General features: G+C 64.1%; 18 protein-coding genes. 12 read left to right on the top strand and 6 right to left on the bottom strand.

The window, feature by feature from the left end; translation table 11 throughout:
* Window positions 1–76 precede the first annotated feature (76 nt).
* The 3 genes from ACN6KF_RS21520 to ACN6KF_RS21510 are packed head-to-tail and all read right to left on the bottom strand — an operon-like array spanning window position 77 to window position 3,638.
* Window positions 77–667 (bottom strand): PqiC family protein, encoded by a 591-nt coding sequence (locus ACN6KF_RS21520; protein ID WP_434958809.1) that lies wholly within the window; start codon window positions 665–667, stop codon window positions 77–79.
* Complete coding sequence (locus ACN6KF_RS21515) at window positions 667–2,370, bottom strand: PqiB family protein (protein ID WP_434958808.1); 1,704 nt, start codon at window positions 2,368–2,370, stop codon at window positions 667–669. The genes ACN6KF_RS21520 and ACN6KF_RS21515 overlap by 1 nt, the downstream gene beginning before the upstream one ends.
* Window positions 2,367–3,638, bottom strand: a complete 1,272-nt coding sequence (locus tag ACN6KF_RS21510) for a paraquat-inducible protein A (RefSeq protein ID WP_434958807.1) — start codon at window positions 3,636–3,638, stop codon at window positions 2,367–2,369. Before ACN6KF_RS21510 ends, ACN6KF_RS21515 begins: the two co-directional genes overlap by 4 nt.
* Before the next feature lie 393 nt (window positions 3,639–4,031).
* On the opposite strand from ACN6KF_RS21510, the gene ACN6KF_RS21505 reads away from it, so the two are divergent.
* The 4 genes from ACN6KF_RS21505 to ACN6KF_RS21490 all read left to right on the top strand — a co-directional run bounded on the left by ACN6KF_RS21505 (window position 4,032) and on the right by ACN6KF_RS21490 (window position 8,048).
* Window positions 4,032–4,922 (top strand): phosphotransferase, encoded by an 891-nt coding sequence (locus ACN6KF_RS21505; RefSeq protein ID WP_434958806.1) that lies wholly within the window; start codon window positions 4,032–4,034, stop codon window positions 4,920–4,922.
* Window positions 4,923–5,015: 93 nt separating this feature from the next.
* Entirely contained in the window at window positions 5,016–7,460 is a 2,445-nt protein-coding gene (locus tag ACN6KF_RS21500; protein WP_434958805.1) for a GcvT family protein, read from the top strand.
* Between the two features lie 61 nt (window positions 7,461–7,521).
* Window positions 7,522–7,755, top strand: coding sequence for a CopG family ribbon-helix-helix protein (locus tag ACN6KF_RS21495; RefSeq protein ID WP_434959733.1), 234 nt, complete (start codon window positions 7,522–7,524; stop codon window positions 7,753–7,755).
* A 5-nt stretch (window positions 7,756–7,760) separates the two neighbouring features.
* Complete coding sequence (locus ACN6KF_RS21490) at window positions 7,761–8,048, top strand: type II toxin-antitoxin system RelE/ParE family toxin (RefSeq protein ID WP_434958804.1); 288 nt, start codon at window positions 7,761–7,763, stop codon at window positions 8,046–8,048.
* 9 nt (window positions 8,049–8,057) lie between these two features.
* Here the strand turns inward: ACN6KF_RS21490 and ACN6KF_RS21485 are convergent, their stop codons facing one another.
* Together ACN6KF_RS21485 and ACN6KF_RS21480 are read right to left on the bottom strand one after the other, a co-directional pair.
* A complete protein-coding gene (locus ACN6KF_RS21485) occupies window positions 8,058–9,092 on the bottom strand; it encodes an aldo/keto reductase (RefSeq protein ID WP_434958803.1) in 1,035 nt (344 codons plus the stop codon).
* A gap of 30 nt (window positions 9,093–9,122) precedes the next feature.
* Window positions 9,123–10,304, bottom strand: coding sequence for an MFS transporter (locus ACN6KF_RS21480; protein WP_434958802.1), 1,182 nt, complete (start codon window positions 10,302–10,304; stop codon window positions 9,123–9,125).
* A gap of 116 nt (window positions 10,305–10,420) precedes the next feature.
* On the opposite strand from ACN6KF_RS21480, the gene ACN6KF_RS21475 reads away from it, so the two are divergent.
* A complete protein-coding gene (locus tag ACN6KF_RS21475) occupies window positions 10,421–11,329 on the top strand; it encodes a LysR family transcriptional regulator (protein WP_434958801.1) in 909 nt (302 codons plus the stop codon).
* Window positions 11,330–11,409: 80 nt separating this feature from the next.
* Here the strand turns inward: ACN6KF_RS21475 and ACN6KF_RS21470 are convergent, their stop codons facing one another.
* Complete coding sequence (locus ACN6KF_RS21470; RefSeq protein WP_434958800.1) at window positions 11,410–12,774, bottom strand: NAD(P)-binding domain-containing protein; 1,365 nt, start codon at window positions 12,772–12,774, stop codon at window positions 11,410–11,412.
* 450 nt (window positions 12,775–13,224) lie between these two features.
* Between ACN6KF_RS21470 and ACN6KF_RS21465 the strand changes: the two genes are divergently transcribed.
* The 7 genes from ACN6KF_RS21465 (at window position 13,225) to gyrB (ending at window position 22,841) form a co-directional block, all read left to right on the top strand.
* Window positions 13,225–13,431, top strand: coding sequence for a DUF1674 domain-containing protein (locus ACN6KF_RS21465; RefSeq protein ID WP_434958799.1), 207 nt, complete (start codon window positions 13,225–13,227; stop codon window positions 13,429–13,431).
* A gap of 211 nt (window positions 13,432–13,642) precedes the next feature.
* Window positions 13,643–13,879: a hypothetical protein gene (locus ACN6KF_RS21460; protein WP_434958798.1), complete on the top strand. Its 237-nt coding sequence runs from the start codon at window positions 13,643–13,645 to the stop codon at window positions 13,877–13,879.
* Window positions 13,880–14,687: 808 nt separating this feature from the next.
* Window positions 14,688–17,138, top strand: a complete 2,451-nt coding sequence (locus ACN6KF_RS21455) for a PAS domain-containing sensor histidine kinase (RefSeq protein WP_434958797.1) — start codon at window positions 14,688–14,690, stop codon at window positions 17,136–17,138.
* A 77-nt stretch (window positions 17,139–17,215) separates the two neighbouring features.
* The gene (tsaE, locus tag ACN6KF_RS21450; RefSeq protein WP_434958796.1) at window positions 17,216–18,748 is read left to right on the top strand and encodes a tRNA (adenosine(37)-N6)-threonylcarbamoyltransferase complex ATPase subunit type 1 TsaE; all 1,533 of its coding nucleotides are present in this window, start codon (window positions 17,216–17,218) and stop codon (window positions 18,746–18,748) included.
* Window positions 18,749–18,887: 139 nt separating this feature from the next.
* Window positions 18,888–19,610, top strand: a complete 723-nt coding sequence (locus ACN6KF_RS21445) for a nucleotidyltransferase family protein (RefSeq protein ID WP_434958795.1) — start codon at window positions 18,888–18,890, stop codon at window positions 19,608–19,610.
* Between the two features lie 69 nt (window positions 19,611–19,679).
* Complete coding sequence (locus ACN6KF_RS21440; protein ID WP_434958794.1) at window positions 19,680–20,297, top strand: LysE family translocator; 618 nt, start codon at window positions 19,680–19,682, stop codon at window positions 20,295–20,297.
* Between the two features lie 117 nt (window positions 20,298–20,414).
* Window positions 20,415–22,841 (top strand): DNA topoisomerase (ATP-hydrolyzing) subunit B, encoded by a 2,427-nt coding sequence (gene gyrB / locus ACN6KF_RS21435; RefSeq protein ID WP_434958793.1) that lies wholly within the window; start codon window positions 20,415–20,417, stop codon window positions 22,839–22,841.
* Window positions 22,842–22,973 lie beyond the last annotated feature (132 nt).

Below are 22,973 nucleotides of genomic sequence, written 5' to 3'. Positions count from 1 at the left end.
ATGTCGCGCTCCTTCATCAATTCCGTCAGCTCGCCCAAGCCGTTGTCCTGACTCAGCCGGTCCGGCGTTCGTCCCTTCAGCGCAGCTTGGCGGCGATGTGTCCGGCGAGCTGGTCAAGGGCCGAGCTCATCGCCTCGACTTGGGCGGGGGCTCCGGTATCGGCCGGGGGCACGGCGATGCTGGCCTGGGCCGCCGCGCTGCGGCCGCCATTGCGGTAATGCAGCCGCCATTGCGCCTGCAGCATGACCACGCCCTCGGCATTGGTATCGAAGCGGCTCACCGAAAGTTCGAGGCTGGCCGCTTCCTTGCCCGACACGGTCTGGCTGGTGGTCACCAGCGAGCCGGCGGGCAGGCGCCGGCGCAAATTCTCGGCGAGCACGCGCTGCACCATGGAGCCCATCGGCTCGCCCCAGCGTTCGAACTCGGAGACGCCGAGCTGGACGTCGCCGGAGCGGCGCACCAACTGGGGCCGATCGAGATATTTGGCGACATCCACCGTTTCGATCGACAGCGAGACGGGCCGGCCCGCCACCCGTTGTCCGCCCTGGGAGGCCAGGGTGTAGATCTTGGCCTCGGGCGATGCGCAGGCCGCGAGCAGGTAGAGAGCCAGGCCCAGGCCCGTGAGGGCCGCGATGCGTCCAGAACGACGGAAGGAGGAGAACGGCATCAGTTGCTTCCTCTGGTCTTGCCCCGGATCAGGGATTCGGGGTGCTGCTGCATATAGTCGGTGAGCACGCGAATGGACCGCACGGCATCGTCGACCTGCGACATCAGGCGCGTGAGGTCGCGCTTGAAGCTGGACGAGCTGCCATAGCCCTGGTCGAAAGAGCCCAGGGTGGAATTGATGCGTTTCATCGACTGCTGGGCGGTGTCGAGCACCGGCTGCAGCCTCTGCATTGCCGGGGCGAGATCGGTCTTGGCCTTGTCGATCAGCTCCCGCGCCGAGGTGAGGGCGCCGGCGAGCGAGCGCAGCGATTCCTTGATCTCCGGTCCGGCGGCAAGGTCCTGGAACGACTTCATGGTGTCGTTGGCCTGGACCACCAGTTTGTCCAGCGGCAGTTTCGAGATGCGGTCGAGGATGTCGTTGACCGAACGCAGGGCGGAGTCGAACTGGTTCGGACTGGTCGGGATCACCGGATAGATAGCGCCGGTTCCCAGTTCCGCCGGCCCGGCCTTGGGATCGATGTCGAACGACACCACGCTCTGGCCAGTCAGGTAATTGCTGGTCTTGATCTCGGCGCGCAGGCCCTTGGCGACCAGCGATTTCAGCACGGTTTCGGGATTGATCGGGCCGTCCGCGCCGACGATCTGGATGCGCTGCGGCTCGATTTCGATCAGGACGGGCGCACGCGGCGTGTTTTTGGTGACGTCATATTGCAGGTTGATACTGACCACTTGCCCGATCTTGAGGCCATGCCACTCCACGTTGGAACCGGCGGCAAGGCCGCCGACCGAGGAATCGAAATAGACCAGATAGCGCAGGCGAACGGTATATTTGGCCTCGTCGGCACTGGCCTGGTCCCGGTAGAGGGTGAAAGCCGTCTTGGGAGCGGCGCGCTCGTTCGAAAGCACGTCGGCCGGTGTGTCGAAGGCGATGCCGCCCGCGAGCAGGGCCTGGATGGAATCGAGCTGGAGCCGAAAGCCCTGGGGACCGGTGGTGAGGGAGACCCCGGAGGCATTCCAGAAATTGGTACTGGTGCGCACTTCCTTGTCATAGGGATCCCTGACGAAGGCGCGGATGGTGATGCCGTCAGCGAGGTTGGAGGAATCGTAGCCGAGGACCTGACCGACCTCGAGGCCGCGATGGAAGATCGGCGACCCCGCGCTGATCGAGCCGATCTGCGTGGTCTTGAGCGCAAATTCCGTTCCGGGCGCGTCGGTGGGAATGACGGGAGGCAGCTCGAGGCCGGCGAAGCTGTCGGCTGTCGTGCCGGCCTTGCCGGGATCGAACTCGATATAGACGCCGGAAATGATGGTCGACAGGCCGGAAATACCGGAACTGGCCGACAGGCGCGGCCTGACGACCCAGAACAGCGTGCCCTCGCGCATCAGCGGTTCGGCCTGCTTGGTCATATCGGCGGCGACGATGACGTGGCTGCCGTCCGGCGCAAGCGCGACGCTCTTCACCGTGCCGAAGACGATGGCCTTGTAGCGGATCTGGGTCTTGCCCGGCTCCAGCCCTTCCGCCGTGCGCATGGTGATGGTGATCACCGGCCCCTTCTCCGACAGCGTGACCCAGCCCAGATAGAGCGCGATCCCGGCCGCCACGATCGGGATGAGCCAGATCGCGGACAGGCGGCGGCGGCGCGGCGGATCGATATCCGGCGTGGCCGTGTCACTGCCGTTCTTGGAGGCGTCGGAGTCGGTCAATGGCCCTTCTTTCCTGTGTCGCGGCGCAAGACATCCCACATCAGCCGTGGGTCGAATGATTCGGAGGCGATCATGGTGATGATCACCACGCTGGCAAAGGCGATCGCCCCGATGCCGGGCTCGATGGTGGCGATCTCGCCCAGCTGCACCAGGGCAACCAGGATCGAGATCATGAAGATGTCGATCATCGACCAGCGTCCCACGAACTCGATGATCCGGTAGAGCACTGTCCTGTCCTGCAGACGCCAGGTCGAGCCGCGCTGGGTGGTGATCAGCAGCATCGTCAGGCCCGCCAATTTGAGCACGGGAACCAGGATCGAGGCGAAGAAGACCAGGGCGGCCAGTGGCCACAAACCGGCATCGGCCAGGGCGATGACACCGCTGATGATGGTATCGGGCTCGCCATGCCCGAGCGAGATCACCGTCATGATCGGGAAGAGATTGGCCGGTATGTAGAGGATGGCGGCGCTGATCAGCAGGGCCCAGGTTCTGGTGAGGCTGTTGGGCTTGCGTTGATGCAGGGGCGCCGAACAGCGTGGACAGGCCGCGTCATGGCCTGAAGCGGGCAGGTTCGACACGAGCCAGCAGGATTCGCACAGGGCGGTCGGGCGGCTCGGATCCACCCGGGGAGGATGGGGAGCCACGCCCTTGCGCGCAAAGCTGCGCCAGATGGTTTCGTCGTCCAGGAGGGAGCCGGTCGCCACCGTCACCAGCATCAGCGCCACCACGGCGAACACGGCGGGGCCGAGATCGACGTGTGCGAGATCGATCAGCTTCACATAGGCGACGAGAAGGCCGAGCATATAGACTTCGATCATCGCCCAGCGGCCGACGAAACTGGCGCCGCGATGAACGAGCGGCAGCCAGCGCGGCGGGCGCCGCATCCTCAGCCCGGTCAGGACCGTGAGGCGGGCGAGAATCTGCAGGCCCGGCGCCACCAGCATGGTGAAGGCGACGACGATTCCCAGTTCCCACAATCCCTGGTCGTAGAGCGCCTTGATGCCGGTGACGAGGCTGGCCACCTGCGCGCGCCCGGATATTTCGAGCTTGATGAAGGGCAGGAAATTGGCCATGGCGAAGCAGATGGCACCGGCCCAGCTATAGGCGTAGGCGTGACTCAGCGAGATGGCGCGATAATGCTCCATCGTGGCGCCGCAGCGCGAGCAGCGCGCGCGCATGCCGTCCTGGAGCGGCGGCACGTCATGCAGCAGCCCGCAATCGTGGCACTCCATGATCTGGGTGGAGCTTCGCGTCGTCGGGGTGATCACCCGATCTGTCCGGCCGGCTACCATGTCACCGTTGCACTCGAATCACAAAAGAACTCCGGCCCTGCCGCAACGTCATTTTGCCAATGGAGACGATGAATCTCCCCTGAAGTCTCTCTTCGAGCCGATCGCAAATCCGATGTCTTAATATCGAACGGCTCTTTCCTAAACGTTCGCAAGCTGACGACTGCATTGCCGCCATCAGCCTTTTCCGGATCCCTTTTGTCGCATGCGACGCGAAAAGCCAAGGCTTAGACGGCATAAGAATTATTAAGGCGTCGGCATCGCGGGCACCGAAGCGCTGCGCAGCCTGGTATTGTGAGACGGGATATCTGGACGATTTGGTACCGATCGGGTTAGGCTCCCTCAACATTGAATAAACCATCCGGAGCCGCCATGCCCAAGGTGCCGCTTCATAGCCCCCGCGAGAGGGCGGCGACCCTGATGTGCTGGCACGGCAGGGTCGATCCGCAGCCGCTCGGCGGCGGCATCACCAACACCAATTTCACCGTCGATGACGGCAGCGGCCGCTATGTCGTGCGCATCGGGGATGACATTCCCCTGCACCAGATCAGTCGCACCAACGAGTTTGCCGCCAGCAAGGCCGCCTTCGCGGCCGGCATCTCGCCGGAAGTGGTGCACCACGAGCCGGGTGCCCTGGTGCTGCGCTTCATCGAGGGGCGCACCTTCACGCCCGAGGACGTGCGCGACCCCCGCAACCATCAGGCCATGATCGACCTCATCCGGCGCTGCCATCGTGAGATGCCGCGCTTCTTTCGGGGCCCCGCGGCGATCTTCTGGGTGTTCCAGGTCGTGCGTGATTACGGCCATACACTGAGGGAGGGAGCGAGCCGGCATCTGCAATTGCTGCCGCGCCTGCTGACCGAGAGCGAACGCCTGGAAGAAGGCGTCGGTCCTGTCGATATCGTCTTCGGCCACAACGACCTGCTCGCCGCCAATTTCCTCGACGACGGCAAGAGGCTTTGGCTTGTGGATTGGGACTATGCCGGCTTCAACTCGCCTTTGTTCGACCTTGGCGGTCTCGCCTCCAATTCCGAGCTCGATGCCGCGGCGCGCGAAACCCTGGCGGAGGCCTATTTCGAACGGCCCATCGATGACGGGTTGCGCCGGCGCCTTGCCGCCATGACTGCGGCCTCGCTGCTGCGCGAGACGCTGTGGAGCATGGTGTCCGAGATCCATTCCAGCCTCGATTTCGACTATGCCGGCTATACCGCCGAGAATCTGCGGCGCTACGAGGCTGCCTATCAGGCGTGGCGGGACGAGTAGTCCCTGGGAGCGCGGGCGTCCTCGCCCGCTGTTTCCTCCATGCGTCGTGTTTCCAAGAGCGGGCGAGGACGCCCGCGCTCCCAGGAGATCTCCATGTCCGACCTGCCCACTTCCGCCAAGATCGTCATCATCGGTGGCGGCATCATCGGCTGTTCCACCGCCTATCACCTCGCCAAGATGGGGCTCACGGACGTGCTGGTGCTCGAGCGCGGCAAGCTCACCTCGGGTTCGACCTGGCATGCCGCCGGCCTGGTGGGCCAGCTCAGGACCAATGCCAACATCACCCAGCTCCTCGGCTATTCCGTCGCCCTTTATGACCGGCTGGAGCAGGAAACGGGCCTCGCCACCGGCTGGAAGCGCAATGGCGGCCTTAGGCTCGCCTGCAACCAGGAACGCTGGACCGAGGTGAAGCGCCAGGCCACCACGGCGACCTCCTTCGGCCTGGAAATCCAGTTGCTCAGCCCGAAGGAGGCTCAGGACCTGTGGCCGTTGATGCAGGTGAACGACGTGGTCGGCGCCGCCTTCCTGCCGACCGACGGTCAGGCCTCGCCGTCCGACATCACCCAGTCGCTCGCCAGGGGCGCGCGCATGGGCGGCGTCAGCTTCCGCGAGGGCGTGACCATCACCGGCATCGAGGTCGAGGGCGGCGTCGCCAAGGCCGTGCTTACCGATCGAGGCCGCATTCAGGCCGAAAAGATCGTTGTTTGCGCCGGCCAGTGGTCGCGCGAGATCGGCCGCATGGCTGGGGTCAACATCCCCTTGGTGTCGATGCAGCATCAATATCTGATCACCGAGCGGATCGAGGGCATCACCTCCAACCTGCCGACCTTGCGCGATCCCGATCGCCTCACCTATTGGAAGGAGGAGGTCGGCGGCCTGGTGATGGGCGGCTATGAGCCCAATCCCAAGCCCTGGGCCAATACCTCGGCCACCTCGCCATTCGAGTTCCAACTCCTGGAGAACGATCTCGACCATTTCGAACCACTGATGGAGCTTGCCATCGGTCGTGTGCCCGCCATGGAAAATGCCGGCATCAAGCAGTTCATCAACGGGCCCGAAAGCTTCACGCCGGACGGCAATTTCATCCTCGGCGCGGCGCCGGAAACCCGAGGTATCTATGTCGGCTGCGGCTTCAACGCCTTCGGCATCGCCTCGGGCGGTGGCGCCGGCATGGCCCTGGCCGAATGGGTGGCCAAGGGCGAGCCTCCCTATGATCTGTGGGCCGTCGACATCCGCCGCTTCGGCAAGAACACGCTCGATACCGGCTGGGTGCGCCAGCGGACCATGGAGGCCTATGCCAAGCACTACACCATGGCCTGGCCCTTCGAGGAGTACCAGTCCGGCCGTCCCTTGCGCCGCTCGCCGCTCTATGACCGGCTGAGGGCGCAGGGCGCCGTGTTCGGCGAGAAGCTCGGCTGGGAGAGGCCCAATTGGTTCGCTGCCGCTGGCGAGGACGCCAGGGACGTCTATAGCTATGACCGCCAGAACTGGTTCGCTGCCGTCGGCCGCGAGCATAAGGCCTGCCGCGAGGCGGCCGTGGTGTTCGATCAGACCTCCTTTGCCAAGTTCACCGTGAAGGGGCGCGATGCCGACAAGGCGCTGTCCTGGCTCTGCGCCAACGACGTGGTCAAGAAGCCGGGCAGCCTCAGCTACACCCAGATGCTCAATCGCAAGGGCGGCATCGAGACCGACCTCACCGTGGCCAGGCTCGGGGATGGCAGCTACTACCTCGTCACCGGCACCGGCTTTGCCAGCCATGACTTCGACTGGATCCGGCGCAACGTCCCCGATGGGCTCGATGTCCAGGTCGAGGACGTCACTTCGCAATTTGCCGTGCTGGTGCTGATGGGCCCCAAGGCGCGCGAGATTCTCGGCGGGCTTACGGCTGAGGATCTCTCAAATGCCGCGGCGCCCTTCGGCAGTGCCAGGCCGTTGCACATTGCCGGGGCACGCGTCCTGGCGCTGCGCGTGACCTATGTCGGCGAGCTCGGCTGGGAACTGCATGTGCCGATGGAGTTTGCGCTGACGGTCTATGACGCGCTGATGGCAGCGGGTGCTCCGCTCGGCCTGGTCAATGCCGGCTATCGCGCCATCGAATCGCTGCGCCTGGAAAAGGGCTACCGGGCCTGGGGCGGCGAAATCGGGCCGGACCATTCGCCTTTGATGGCTGGGCTCGGCTGGGCGGCGAAGCTGAAGAAGGACATCCCCTTCCTCGGCCGCGAGGCGCTGCTCGACCAGGCCACCAAGCCACTGCCGCGCCTGCTCGCGGGCTTCACCGTCGCCGATCCCGAGGTCATCCTGCTCGGCCGCGAAACCATCTATCGCAATGGCAAGCGCTGCGGCTGGCTGGCCTCGGCCGGCTTCGGCTACACGGTGGGCAAGAATATCGGCTACGGCTATGTGCGCGATCCCGCCGGCGTCGATGCCGACTATGTGCTTTCCGGCAGCTACGAGCTCGAAGTCGCCACCGAACGGGTGAAGGCGCAGGTGTTCCTCGAACCGCTCTACGATCCGAAGATGGAGCGGGTGAAGGGGTGAGGGCACATCTTGTGAACCTATGTGGTTCGATTATATTCAAAAAGAACCACATAGGTGCGGCATGAGTGCTTTTACAGTTCGACTCGCAGACGAAACGACGGACAGGCTCGACCGCCTGGCCGCCAAGCTTGATCGCTCGCGATCTTACGTCGCTGCTCGGGCGATTGAAGACTTTGTCGCCCGAGAGTCTTGGCAGCTTGCGGAGATCGAAGCGGGCCTTGCCGATGCCAATCGGGGAGACTTCGCCACGGACGCCGAGGTCGAAACCGTTCTGGCCAAATATCTGCGGTCCTGACGGGCGTGGCAGTCCTGCGTTGGACCAGGCGGGCGCTTGGTCGTCTCGACTCCATAGGCGATCATATTGCTCGTGATAACTCAGCAGCGGCCAAGCGAGTCGTTGCGCGAATTGTGTCGGCAGCCGAGCATTTGAAAGCCAATCCGGCCCTGGGTCGAGCGGGACGGATCGGCGGTACGCGTGAACTCGTTCTGGGCGATATTCCCTATATCGTTGCCTATCGTGTTGCGGACGCCGATATCGAAATACTCACGATTTTACACACGTCGCAGGAATGGCCTGAGGCTCTCTGACCCCCCCCCTCACACTGCCGGCGGGTTCAGGCGGGCAAAGCCTTCCTGGCGGCGATAGGGGAAGTAGGGATAGGCCGCTTCCACGCTGCTGGCCGCGTCGAGCTTTTGGCGCTGTTCCGGCGTCAGGCTCCAGCCGATGGCGCCGAGATTCTGCCTGAGCTGTTCCTCATTGCGGGCGCCGATGATCACCGAGGAGACGGTGGGGCGGCTCGTCAGCCAGTTGATGGCGATCTGCGGCACGCTCTTGCCGGTTTCTGCGGCGACCTCGTTCAGGGCGTCGATGACGCGGTAGAGGCGTTCGTCCTCGACCGGCGGGCCGAAATCGGCGGTCTGGTGCAGACGGCTGCCGGCCGGCAGCGCCTGGCCGCGCTGGAGCTTGCCGGTGAGGCGACCCCAGCCGAGCGGGCTCCAGACCAGGGCGCCGACGCCCTGGTCGAGGCCGAGAGGCATCAGTTCCCATTCATAGTCGCGGCCGATCAGGGAGTAATAGGCCTGGTTTGCGACATAGCGTGTCCAGCCATGCCGGTCGGCGATGGCGAGCGACTTCATGATCTGCCAGCCCGAGAAGTTGGAGACGCCGAGATAACGGACCTTGCCTGCCTGGACGAGGCCGTCCAGCGTCGAGAGCACCTCCTCGATCGGCGTGCCCGCATCGAAGGCATGCAGCTGCAGGAGGTCGATATGGTCGGTGCCGAGGCGGCGGAGCGCAGCCTCGACGGAGCGGATGAGACGCTCGCGCGAGGTGCCGTAATCGCCGGGTCCGTCACCCATCGGCAAGGCGGTCTTGGTCGAGATCAGCACTTCGCTGCGCCGGCCCTTGATGGCGGCGCCGAGAACCTCCTCGGATGCCCCATTGGAATAGACGTCGGCGGTGTCGAACAGGGTCACGCCGGCTTCCAGGCAGATGTCGAGAAGGCGGCGCGCCTCCTTCTCATCCGTGGTACCCCAGGCGCCGAATAGCGGGCCGCTGCCGCCGAAAGTGCCGGCGCCGAAACTGAGGACCGGCACCTTCAGGCCGGATGCGCCGAGACGACGATAGTCCATGATGATGTCCTTTCGAGAAACGGAACTAGATCAGGCCGACTGGCCGATGGCCTCGGGATGGCGGTCGAGCGCGGCACTCCACAGCGTCAGCACGAGGGCGGCGGCGACCAAGACAGCACCGATCAGGGGCGTCATACCCAAGCCGAGCGGTGAAGCCACCACCAGGCCACCGATCCAGGCACCCAGTGCGATGCCGAGATTGAAGGCGGCGATATTGAGGGCAGAGGCGACGTCGACGGCGGCCGGGCGATGGGCCTTGGCAAGCTGCACCACATAAAGCTGCAAGCCCGGCACATTGGCGAAGGACAAGAAGCCGAGAGCTGCCAGCGTCACCAGGGTCAGCATGGGCGAGGCCGCGGTGAAGGCGAAGGCGGCCAGCACGGCAGCCTGCAGGGCGAACAGGACGATCAAGGCCTTGGCGGGATTGCGGTCAGCGATGCGGCCGCCGACGAGATTGCCCACGGCGATCGCCGCGCCATAGAGCACCAGGATCAGGCTGACGCTGCCGGCGGCAAAGCCGGTGATCTTCTCCAGGATCGAGGCAAGATAGGTGAAGGCGACGAAGGTGCCGCCATAGCCGAGCGCCGTCATGGCGAAGACGAGCAGCAGGCGGCCGCTGCCGAGAACCCGGACCTGATCGATCAGCCTGGCCGGCGGCGCCTTGCGCAGCGTGGCGGGCAGCAGCACGGCGATAGCAATGAAGGCGATCAGGCCGAGGCCCGCGACGCCCCAGAAGGTGGCGCGCCAGCCGAAGCTCTGGCCGATGAAGGTGCCAAGCGGCACGCCGGTAACAATCGCCACCGTCAGCCCCATGAACATCATGGCAATGGCCGAGGCACGACGATCGGGCGCGACAAGATCGGCTGCGATGGTGGCACCCACCGAGAAGAACACGCCATGGGCGAAGGCAGAGAGTACGCGGGCGACCAGCAGCAATTCATAGCTGGGGCTGAGCGCGGCCGCGCTGTTGCCGACGACGAACAGCGCCATCAGGCCGAGCAGCAGGCCTTTGCGGCCAAGACGTCCGGTAAGGGCGGTGAGGATGGGTGCGCCGAAGGTGACGCCGAGGGCGTAGACGCTGACGATCAGGCCGGCGAGCGGCAGGGTGATACCGAGATCTGCGGCGACCGTCGGCAGCAGGCCGACGATTACGAACTCCGTGGTGCCGATCGCATAGGCCGCGATCGTGAGGGCAAGGAGGGCGAGGGGCATGAGAATGGTCCCGATAAGGGTGAATGAGTGTTGGGACCAATATGATCGCTACGCATTGCCACGATAATCCGGCATAATGGGTGAATAGCTTTGAATTGAATTCACAAGAGGCTGCCATGGACAATCGGGCCGGCGAAATGGAGGTGTTCGTCACCGCGGCCGAGTTGCACAGTTTCTCGGCCGCCGGGCGCAAGCTGCATCTGTCCCCCTCGGCGGTGAGCAAGCTCGTTACCAGGATCGAGGACAGGCTCGGCGCCCGCCTGCTGGTGCGGACCACGCGGACCCTGCAGCTCACGCCCGAGGGGGAGACCTATCTCGCGCGCGCCCAGGCCATCCTTGCCGACATCGCAGAGACGGAGCGGATGATTTCGAGCGGTGGCGAGGTCGTGCCATCAGGGCGGCTGCGTGTCAGTGCGTCGGTGGGATTCGGGGCGCGCTGCGTGGTGCCGGTACTGCCCGATTTCCTGGCGCGCTATCCCAAGGTCGAGCTTGACCTCTCCCTCACGGACGAGGTCATCGACCTCGTCGAGGAAAGGGCCGACATCGCGATCCGTTCGGGGCCGCTTCGCGATTCGGGGCTGAAGGCGCGCAAGATCCTGGAAAGCCGGCGGGTGATCACTGCTTCGCCCGGCTATCTCGCCCGTCATGGCATGCCCGACAGGCCCGAGGACCTCGAGGGGCACAATTGCCTGCTGTTCAACTTCCGGCGCGGCCTCGACAGCTGGCCGTTCCGCGACCCCGGCTCGGTTATGGTGCGGCGTGTGCAGGTCGCCGGCAATCTCATGGCCAATAATGGGCCGACCATGCGCAAGCTCTGCATGGACGGCCTCGGGCTGGTACGCCTCGGCCGTTTCCACGTTCAGCCGGATATCGATGCCGGGCTGTTGGTGCCGGTGCTGGAGGACTACAACGCCCTCGACGTCGAGCTGATTCATGCCGTCTTCGTCGGCCATGACCACCTGGCCGCCCGCATCCGCGCTTTCGTGGATTTCCTGGCTGAAAAGATCGGGCGGGAGGAGCGTTGATCCCCTGGCGGTCCCAGGAAACGCAAACACCGGCCCCGCGTGAGTCGGGGCCGGCGTCCTGAATTCCGATCGCGGCTGCCTTACGCCACCTTGGTGGCTGCCTCCGGCTCCGTGCGCAGATAGGTTTCCATGCTGTCGTCGAGCGCCTCCACCCAGCTTGTATGGTGCTTGGGCGCCATGGTGCCGGTCATCAGAGAGCGGTAGCCATGGTCGCGGAAGCCCATGATGTCCTCCATCTTGTGGTGCTCCCACTCCATGAAGGTCTTGTTGGTGGCTTCGATGTCGAACTGCGGGTAGTCGGTCTCGGCCAACAGTTCCTTCACATAGTCGCCCTGGTACCAGATCATCTGCTCGGCATTCTCGAGAGTTTCCTCGCGGGCACGCCAGGCGTCGAAATTGGCCTTGAGCTCGGCTTCCGGCGGCAGCTTGATGCGGCCCATCATCACGTCGCGGGCCCACCAGGCCTGCACGTCGAACATGTTGAAGGTGTAGAACTGGTCTTGCATGCCGATGTAGAAGAGCTGCGGGTTCCCGTCGAAAATCACGCCCTTGTAGAGATGGTCGGCCCACAGCCGGTTGGCCGTCTTCAGGCGCAGATCATCCGGCAGGAACGGGAAGTGGTGCTGATAGCCCGTGCACAGGATCAGCGCGTCGACCTCCTTGCTGGAACCGTCGGCGAAATAGGCAGTGCGGTTTTCCAGGCGCTGCAGCAGCGGGCGCTCCTCGAAATTGGCTGGCCATTTGAAGCCCATCGGCTTGGAACGGTAGGTGGTGGTGACGGACTTCGCGCCATATTTCCAGCATTGCGAGCCGATGTCCTCGGCCGAATAGCTGCGCCCGACAAGCAGGATGTCCTTGCCCTTGAATTCCAGGGCGTCGCGGAAGTCATGCGCATGCAGCACGCGGCCGTTGAAGTTCTTCACGCCCTCGAAATAGGGCACGTTCGGCGTGGAGAAGTGACCGGAAGCGACAACGACATAGTCGAACTCCTCGTCATACATGCGGTCTTCGGTGCGTTCATGCGCGGTTACCGTGAACTTCTTGGTGGCTTCGTCGAAGCGCACCATGCGCACCGGCGTGTTGAAGCGCACCCATTTACGCACGTCCGCCTTCTCGACGCGGCCCTTGATATAGTCCCACAGCACCGCGCGCGGCGGGTAAGATGGGATCGGCTTGCCGAAATGCTCCTCGAAGGAATAGTCGGCGAATTCCAGGCATTCCTTGGGGCCGTTCGACCAGAGATAGCGGTACATGCTGCCATGCACCGGCTCGCCATATTCGTCGAGGCCCGTGCGCCAGGTGTAGTTCCACAGTCCGCCCCAATCGGACTGCTTCTCGAAGCAGACGATTTCGGGAATGGAGGCGCCCTTTCGGGCGGCGGATTGGAAGGCGCGGAGCTGAGCCAAGCCCGAGGGACCGGCACCGATCACGGCAACTCTTGTCATATATTCTTCCCCTCTGCCGTTATGGCGGTTGGTTTGAGCGTCTGGATTTCTATACTTATTGGCGCTCCGCCGGCCTCGTTCAAAGCCGTCGCCGCGCTGCTTGGCCGCCGCTGGCCCGATGGGGCTTGCTTGCATGGCGCCGGGTGGGAGATGCTCGCCGGCATGCAATCCAAGCTCCGCGAACTTCACTGCGGATAATATTTATTTCCTGACTATAATCTCACCTGCCGCTGTGACAAGTCGGCTCTTCGTTTTTTTGATCTGGCTCCCATCTACGGGGAGAGTCTGCGGAGCGGGCTTGCCATTCCGACATGGTGAGCTTCACCTTCCAAAGGTCAAGTCTCATGGTCTTTGCGAGCGGGCAAGGCATTGCTCGCCGCTTCCCGCGAAATCGAGCCGGCTTTCGCAGAAGTACTTGATCGAACATACCATATTTGCGATGGAGGACCCATGTCTGCTCCTGAATCCGACACGCCTCCCAATGCTGCGCCCGGCAAGGTCCTGAGCGAAGCGGCCAAGCGCGCGCTCGTGGAGGCGGCCGAGCGCCGCAAGGCGGAAAAGCCGGTCGAGCGTCCGCGCGAGATCAATGGCCGCGATGGCCCCGAACCCGTGCGTTATGGTGATTGGGAAGTGAAAGGCATCGCTTCCGACTTTTGAAGCCGTCATTGCCGGATGTATGGCAGCGCGTTGATCGCAGAATTGCCGCAAGTATTGCTGAATTGTTTCCGATGTATTCCTATCGGTAAATTCGTCATCACGAATAATTCACGCCTCAGATCTTTCTCGTGAATTGCGAGTGTGGACGCTACGTCGTACCTTCTGGATCATTGCACGCTCGTTTTTCATATGAGTTTTCGAGGAGATGGTCATGAAGATCTTTGCGATTTCTACGATTGCAGCGTTTGGTATCGTTCTTGCCGCTACGGCCGCCAATGCCCATGGCCGTCTGGTTACCGGGCCTGAATTATACGGTGCGCCCGCCTCGGCCCAACAGACGGGTGACAGTGATCAGCGCTTCGGCACCAGCGACAATGCCGTCCAGCCCCGCAAGGTCCATGCCGTCCAGCACGGTGCCCACCGGCTTCCTGACAGCCAAGCCTACTGAACTGCCACGCCGGACGTTTCATCACCTAGGCGTAGAAAGGCGTTCTTTTCCATCAGATCATAGTGAAGTGATATTGCGCGCCGCCCCGCTTGCCGGGGCGGCGTTTTTGTTGTGCTGCCGATTGCATGTTCCCTCGGAGATTTCCGCCGGCGATCAAGGCTTGTTAAGCCGGTAGTAACCATAATCGGTGCCAAGATGGCGGGTCGCTTCGTCATGTCTGGTTCCCTCATTGGGAGCCTTCACCTGCAAATTTCCTTGCATAGCCGCCGAATGACCTCTTCCGGCGGGAGTCAAGGGGAGGGTAAAGTGAACTGATTCGGGGGACGGGTTCACGGTCGTGCAGACCGGGAGGCCGCGCCTCCGCGCAAGGCCGGACGTCATGCGCAATGACAGCCGGTTCCCTTTGTGGGCGGGGCCGATCTCCATTCGGTCCGCGGGGCCCGCAAATGTGCGAGGGCAGGGCGCGTCGGTGCCTGCGCCTTTGGCAGACGGGGTCGCAGCAGCCTGGCGGTTTCCGCCCGTCGAAGGACGGGCGAGGCTGTCGCGGTCCTGCCAACGTCGCGTTGCGTTTCAGGGTGAGCGGAACGTCATTCGCCGGCGCCTGTCCGGTACCGAAGGGATTCGTCGAAGCAAGATGCGACAGGACAGACGGCAAGCCAGGCACAAAGGGTGGAGATTCCCAGGCGGACTCCCAAGCAGATTCCTGCTGATCGGGCCACGGACCCGATCAGCAGGAATCTGCAAGATATCAAACACAAGCAGAATTTCCTGGCGAGGCCCATCCGCGGACCTTGCCAGGAAATTCTGCTTGGCCGCTGGCATTTCCTTGACGGCCATGCTGCCTGTATCTGCCGCATTGGCCGCCGATGCCGTGCCGGCGACATCGGGCCTGTTCGGCAATCTCTCCAGTGCCGATCGCCGCATCCTTGCCATGCTGGCTCTGTTCGCCGGCCTGCTGATCCTGGCAACGGGCCTCGCCGTATTCTATCTGCGCGCCCGCAATGCCTGGCTCAAGCGCGACCGCGTCGCCAAGGCCGAGGCGCAGGTGCTGGCCGCCCGCGCCGAGCGTGCCGAAGCCCTGCTGATGTCCGAGCCGCAGCTGATCGCGGTCTGGTCCGGCACCGAGGACCTGCCGCTGCTATCGGGTGAACTGCCGGGCGTCGCCATCTCTCCCTCCCGCCGCGGCCTGATTGGTACGGGTTGGCTCGATTATCACGATACCCGCACATTGGAGGAGCACATCGCGGCGCTGCGCGGACGCGGCGAGAGCTTCCACATGGTGGCGCGCTCGCGCCATGGCGGTTATGTCGAAGCGGATGGCCGCGCCATTGGCGGTCGTGCCGTGCTCAGGCTGCGCGACGTCACCGGCGACCGCCTGGAACTTGCCCGTCTCGCCGACCGGCATCGCCGCGCCAGCGAGGAGATCGAGGCGATCCGTTCTCTGCTCGACGAGGCGCCGGTGCCGCTCTGGCTGCGCAACGCCAACGACAAGCTGGTCTGGGTCAACAAGGCCTATGCCAGGGCTGTGGATGCCCAGGACGAGAACGACGTCCTCAGCGGTGATATCGAGCTGCTCGACCGGCCGGCGCGCGAGGAGGCCAATGCTGCGCGGCATGATGGCAAATCCTTCCTCAAGCGCGTGCCTGCTGTGGTCGGCGGTGCCAGACGCACGCTCGACGTGATCGACATTCCCTCTTCCCGCGGCTCGGCCGGCATGGCGATCGACGTCTCGGAAGTCGAGACGATGCGGGCCGATATCGGCCGCCAGATCGAGGCGCATGTGCGCACCCTCGACCAGCTCGCCACCGCCGTGGCGATCTTCGATGCCGATCAGCACCTCACTTTCTACAATGCATCCTTTGCGGCGCTCTGGCAGCTCGACGCGGCTTTCCTGGACGGCAAGCCGACCGACAGCGAGATCCTCGACCGCCTGCGCGCCCAGCGCCGCCTGCCCGAGCAGGCCGACTTCAGGGCCTGGAAATCGAAGCTGCATGAAGCCTATCGCGCCTTCGAACCGGCCGAGCATTGGTGGCATTTGCCTGATGGCCGCACCTCGCGCGTGGTTACCACGCCCAATCCGGCTGGTGGCGTCACCTATCTGTTCGAGGACGTCACCGAGCGCATCGATCTGGAGGCCCGCTACAAGGCGCTGTCGCGCGTCCAGGGCGAGACGCTGGAAAATCTGAAGGAAGGCGTCGCCGCCTTCGGGTCCGACGGCAGGCTGCGCCTGTCCAATCCGGCTTTCGCCGCGATCTGGCGGTTGCCGCAGGAGATGCTGGAGCAGCGTCCTCATATCGACGACGTGGTGTCGCGCTGCTCGGTCCTGTTCCGCGACGAGGCGGTCTGGCAGGCGCTCAAGGGGGTGATCACCTCCTTCGGCGATGCCCGCCATTCCACCGACCAGCGCATGATGCGGGTCGATGGCACGGTCATCGACGTCGCCACTGTGCCGCTACCGGATGGCGGCACGCTGGCCACCTTCACCGACGTCACCGATTCGGTGAATTTCGAGAACGCCCTGGTCGAGAAGAACGAGGCGCTGGAGGAAGCCGCCCGCCTGAAGAACGACTTCGTCCACCATGTTTCCTACGAATTGCGCTCGCCGCTGACCAACATCATTGGTTTCGTGCAGCTGATGGCCGATGGCGCCGCCGGGCCGCTGAACGAGAAGCAGCGCCAATATGCCGGCTATATCAAGACCTCCTCCGACGCGCTCTATGCCATCATCAACAACATCCTCGACCTCGCCACCATCGATGCCGGCGCCATGACGCTCGACCTCGGCAAGGTCGATATCCGCGAAGCCATGCAGGGCGTGGCCGAGGCAGTGCAGCCGCGCCTGGCCGAGACCGGTGTCCGGCTGGAGATGAAGGCGAGCCAGGCCATCGGCAATTTCGAGGCCGACGGCCAGCGCGTGCGCCAAGTGTTGTTCAACCTGCTCTCCAACGCCATCGGTTTCTCGCAGGCAGGCGGCACCGTGACGCTCTCGGCCCTGCGCAAGGGCCAGGAGATCGTCTTCCGCGTCGAGGATCGCGGCCGCGGCATTTCCCAGGCCGTGATCGATCGCGTCTTCGACCGCTTCGAATCCCATGGCGGCTCGAGCGGCCATCGTGGCGTCGGCCTCGGCCTGTCCATCGTGCGCTCCTTCGTGGAGCTGCATGGCGGCACGGTCGAACTGGTCTCCGAGGAAGGCCGCGGCACCATCGTGACCTGCCGCTTTCCGGTCGATGCTTCCGCCCACAGGGAGGCTGCCGAATGATGAAAAGCCTGCCTATCCGCGTGGATCGCGCTCCATACCTCAACGACTATGCTCCGACGATCTGAAGGCCCAGCCCATTGACCGATCTCCTGACCCACCAATGGACCGTCGACCTCCCGAGCGAGGCGGCGACCGAGCTGCTTGCCCGCGACCTGGCGGCGACGCTGCGGGCCGGCGATCTCGTCACCCTCTCGGGCGATCTCGGCGCCGGCAAGACCGCCTTTGCCCGCGCCCTGATCCGTGAGATCGCCGAGGATCCGGAGCTGGAAGTCTCCAGCCCCACCTTCACGTTGATCCAGCTCTACGACACGCCGGTTTTCCCGGTCGTGCATGCCGATCTCTACCGCATCGGCCATGCCAGCGAGCTGGATGAGCTGGGCTGGGACGAGGCGCCCGACGGCGCGCTGGTGCTGGTCGAATGGCCTGAAAAGGCCGGCGAGACGCTTCCCGCCGACCGACTCGACATCCGCTTCGTGCATGCCGGACGCAGCGAGACCGCTCGGCGCGCGACGCTGACGGGCACGGGCGAGTGGTCGTCCCGGCTGCGCCGCTTCTCGCAGACCGGCGATTTCCTGCGCCATGCCGGCTGGCAGGATGCGTCACGTGAACATGTCCAGGGCGATGCCTCGACCCGTTCCTATGCCCGCCTCAGGCGCGGGGACTCCACGATAATCCTGATGAATTCGCCGGCGCGTACCGACCGCACGCCGGTGCGCTACGGCAAGACCTACAGCCAGATCGCCCATATCTCCCAGGATGTGAAACCCTTCGTGGCGATGGCGAAGGGGTTGACCGAGCGCGGCTTCTCGGCGCCGCAGATCCTCAAGGAGGATCTGCTGCATGGCCTGCTCCTGCTGGAGGATTTCGGCACGGACTTCATTGCCGAGGACAACAAGCCGGTTGCCGAGCGCTATGGCGTGGCCATCGACCTGCTCGCCCGCCTGCATGGCATGGAGCTGCCGGATACGCTGCCCGTCGCATCGGCCATCAACCACAAGATCCCGCCCTTCGATCACGGCGCTCTCGATATCGAGGTCGAGCTTCTGATCGAATGGTACATGCCGATGATTGGCGCGCCCCAGTTGTCGCAACGCAATCGCGATCATTTCACGGCGCTCTGGCGCTCGGCCCTCGCGCCCGTCGTCAAGGGCGAGCAGAGCTGGCTGCTGCGTGACGTGCATTCGCCGAACCTGATGTGGCTGCCCCAGCGCGAGGGCATCAAACGCATCGGCCTGCTCGACTTCCAGGACGCCATGATCGGCCCGCCCGCCTATGACGTGGCTTCGCTTTGTCTCGATGCTCGGGTGAGCGTGGAACAGGAGCTCGAACTCCAGCTCCTGACGCGCTATGTCAAGGCGCGCCGCGGCGCCGATGCGGCTTTCGATCCCGCCGGCTTTGCGCGCGCCTATGCGGTGATGGCGGCCCAGCGCAATACCAAGCTGCTCGGCCTGTTCGCCCGTCTCGACAAGCGCGACGGCAAGCCCGCTTATCTCAAGCATATTCCGCGCATCCGAGCCTATCTCGACCGCGCTTTGGCCCATCCCACCTTGGCCGACCTGAGGGAATGGTTCGAGACCTTCGTCTTCGCGATAGAAGCGAAGATGTCATAATACCAAGAGTCATTTTCAATGACTCTTGGTTCCTTCTGACGGCTTTCGTCAAATCTTTGATTTGATTTCGAAAATCGTCAGGTGTTCAAGCTGGGAATGCGCCAGCATTTTTTAAGCTTGATATGAGGACCGGTATCACATGACCCGCCCCTTCTCGACCGCCATGCTGCTGGCGGCCGGCCTCGGTAAGCGCATGCGCCCCCTGACCGATATCAGGCCCAAGCCGCTGATCGAGATCGCCGGCAAGCCGCTGATCGATCATGTGCTCGATCGTCTCGCCGCATCGGACGTCGAAACAGCGGTGGTGAACGTTCACTATCTCGCCGAGCAGATGGAGGCCCATCTCGCCGGCCGGCATCAGCCGAAGATCCTGATCTCCGACGAACGCGCCGGCCTGCTCGATTCCGGCGGTGGCGTGCGCAAGGCCCTGCCCTTGCTCGGCAAGGCCCCCTTCATCGTCTGCAATTGCGACAGCTTCTGGATCGAAGGGCCGCAGAACAATCTCGAGGCGCTCATGGCGGCTTGGGATCCCGAACGCATGGACATCCTGATGCTGGTGGCGGCGACGGCAACCAGCATCGGCTTCGACGGGCGGGGCGACTATCATCTCGACAGCCGGGGCCTGCTCTCGCGCCGGCGGGAGAACGAGACCGCCCCCTTCGCCTATGCCGGGGTGCTGCTGATCAAGCCCGAACTGTTCGAGGGCACGCGTGAGATCTTCTCCCTGAACCGGCTGTTCGATGCAGCCGAGACCAAGGGCCGCCTGTTCGGGCGGCGTCTCGACGGCGTTTGGCTGCATGTCGGCACACCCGAGGCCGTCGGCGCGGCCGAAGCGAAGATCGCGCAGTCGGCGCTGGAGTGATCGGCGGTCCCAGGAAGCTTCCCACCCCGGCTACGACCGGCTATAAGGGGTTCCCACCGGAGCCTTCTCATGCTCGATCCCGCCGCCCTCGCCGTCTATGCCGGCGCGCTGTTCGTGGCCGCGGCCCTGCCGGGGCCGGGCATCGCGGCGCTGGTGGCGCGTGTGCTCGGCAAGGGGGTACGCGAGAGCCTGGGCTTTGTTGTCGGCATTGCGCTCGGCGATCTCGTCTGGCTCGGATTTGCCGCGGCCGGCCTGGCCGTGCTGGCGCAGAGCTTCGCTGGCGTTTTCCTGGTGATCAAATATGCGGGCGTTGCCTATCTGCTCTATCTTGCCTGGAAGTTATGGACGACGGCGAACCTCGCCCAGGCCGTCGATCGCGACACTCGCAGCGAAAGCGGCTGGCGCAGCTTCCTCGGCGGTTTGTCGATCACCCTCGGCAATCCCAAGGTGATGGTGTTCTACACTGCGCTTTTGCCCAATCTGATCGATCTCGGCCATCTTTCGCCGGCGAGTTTCGTCGAGCTCGCCATTGTCACCGAGGCGGTGCTTGCGGCCGTGTTCGCCTTCTATATTGCCCTGGCCGGGCGGGCCCGGTCCCTGCTCACCAGCCCACGGGCGATGCGGCTGCTGGCGCGAAGCTGCGGCACCATCATCGCCGGCACGGCGGTGACGATCGCTACGCGGTGAAAGATGCCAGTCATCCACTGATAAATATCTGATAAATCACAAAAATGTGCCGTTTTGGCATGAAATTCGGGTCGGGAATCCCTATATTCCTTTCCGAATCAAGGAATGAGTTGCTCAATGGCTGAACCCGCTTTGTCCGACACGCCCGAAAATGACTATGGCGCCGACAGCATCAAGGTCCTCAAGGGCCTGGACGCGGTGCGCAAGCGCCCCGGCATGTATATCGGCGACACGGATGACGGCTCGGGCCTGCATCACATGGTCTACGAGGTCGTCGACAATGCGATCGACGAGGCGCTGGCTGGCCATGCCGATATCGTCACGGTGACGCTCAACCCCGACGGCTCGGTCACCGTCACCGACAATGGCCGCGGCATCCCCACCGCTATTCATGCCGAAGAGGGCGTGTCGGCGGCCGAAGTGATCATGACGCAGCTGCATGCCGGTGGAAAGTTCGACCAGAACTCCTACAAGGTCTCGGGCGGCCTGCATGGCGTCGGCGTTTCCGTGGTCAATGCTCTCTCCTCCAAGCTCACTTTGCGTATCTGGCGCGACGGCGGCGAGCACACGATGAGCTTCAGCCATGGCGATGCCGACGCGCCGCTCAGAATGGTGGGGCCAGCCGGCGACAAGCGTGGTACCGAGGTGACCTTCCTGCCCTCGACCGGCACCTTCACCAAGGTCGAATTCGACTACGCAACCCTGGAGCGGCGCCTGCGCGAGCTCGCCTTCCTGAATTCTGGGGTGCGCATCGTGCTTACCGATCGCCGCCATGGCGGCGAGAAGAGCGAGGAGCTGATGTATGAAGGCGGCCTCGACGCCTTCGTGCGCTATCTCGACCGCTCCAAGACCGCACTGGTGCCCGCGCCCATCTATGTGAAGGTCGAACGCGACGGCATCGGCGTGGAAGCGGCGATGTGGTGGAACGACAGCTATCACGAGACGGTGCTGTGCTTCACCAACAACATTCCCCAGCGCGACGGCGGCACCCACCTGGCCGGCCTGCGCGGCGCCCTGACGCGCCAGGTCACCGGCTATGCCCAGTCCTCCGGTATCTCCAAGAAGGAGAAGGTGGAAATGACGGGCGACGATTGTCGCGAAGGCTTGACCTGCGTGCTCTCGGTCAAGGTGCCCGATCCCAAATTCTCATCCCAGACCAAGGACAAGCTGGTTTCCTCCGAGGTGCGTCCGGTGGTGGAAAGCGCCATGAACGAGGCGCTGTCGACCTGGTTCGAGGAGCATCCGGCAGAGGCCAAGGTCATCGTCGGCAAGGTGGCGGAAGCCGCCGCCGCGCGTGAGGCCGCCCGCCGAGCCCGCGAACTCACGCGCCGCAAGGGCGTGCTCGACATTGCCTCCCTGCCCGGCAAGCTCGCCGATTGCCAGGAGCGCGACCCCGCCAAGTCCGAACTCTTCATCGTCGAGGGTGACTCGGCCGGCGGTTCCGCCAAGCAGGGCCGTTCCCGCGAGTTCCAGGCCGTGCTGCCGCTGCGCGGCAAGATTTTGAATGTGGAGCGGGCGCGCTTCGATAAGATGCTGTCCTCCGAGCAGATCGGTACGCTGATCACCGCTCTCGGCACCGGCATCGGCTCGGAGGAATTCAACCCGGACAAGCTGCGCTACCACAAGATCATCATCATGACGGACGCCGACGTCGACGGCAGCCATATCCGCACGCTGCTGTTGACCTTCTTCTTCCGCCAGATGCGCGAGATCATCGACCGCGGCCATATCTATATCGCCCAGCCGCCGCTCTATAAGGTCTCGCGCGGCAAGTCCGAGCAATATCTCAAGGACGAGCGCGCGCTCGAGGACTATCTCATCGACACCGGCGTCGAAGGGGCGGTACTGCGGCTCGGTAGCGGCGAGGAACGCGCTGGCCAGGATCTGCGCGGCGTCATCACGGATTCGCGCACCATCCGCACCCTGCTCGGGCAACTCCACAGCCGCTATAACCGCACCGTGGTGGAACAGGCTGCCATCGCCGGCGCACTGAACATCGGGGTGGTGGCAGATCCGGCACTGGCTCAGCAAGCGGCCGAGGAGACCGCCCGCCGCCTCGATGAAATCGCCGAGGAATTCGAGCGTGGCTGGACCGGCCATCTCGACAGGGGCGGCTATGTCTTCGAGCGCATGGTGCGCGGCGTCAAGGAAACCCACACGCTCGACGCCCAATTGCTCGCCACCGTGGATGCCCGCCTGCTCGACGAGCGCTCTCAGGCGCTGCGCGAAGTCTATGGCAAGCCGGCGACCCTCACGCGTCGTGGCGAGGAGGTCGAGGTGCACGGTCCCGTGGCCTTGTTCGAGATGCTGACCAATGCTGCCCGCAAGGGCCTGTCCCTGCAGCGCTACAAGGGCTTGGGCGAAATGAATCCCGACCAATTGTGGGAGACCACGCTCGACCGCAATGCCCGCTCCCTGCTCAAGGTGCAGGTGAAGGAGGTGGTCGAGGCCGAGGACATCTTCACCAAGCTGATGGGCGACATCGTCGAGCCGCGCCGCGAGTTCATCCAGGACAATGCGCTGACCGCCCAAGTCGACGCCTGAGGCGCGGCATGCGCCGGTGGCTGCAGGCGCGGATCCGATTTTGCGATCGGGTCCGGTGCCGCAGGCTGCGGACGTCGTATGGATTTTGCCGAGAACTGATTGCCGCTTTTCGGCGCGATGCTCTGGCGGGCG

The organism is Labrys methylaminiphilus subsp. lupini (assembly GCF_051161885.1).
Taxonomy (GTDB): domain Bacteria; phylum Pseudomonadota; class Alphaproteobacteria; order Rhizobiales; family Labraceae; genus Labrys.
The sequence above is the reverse complement of the archived record's forward strand: the minus strand, read 5'-3'. Positions and strand labels throughout refer to the sequence as shown.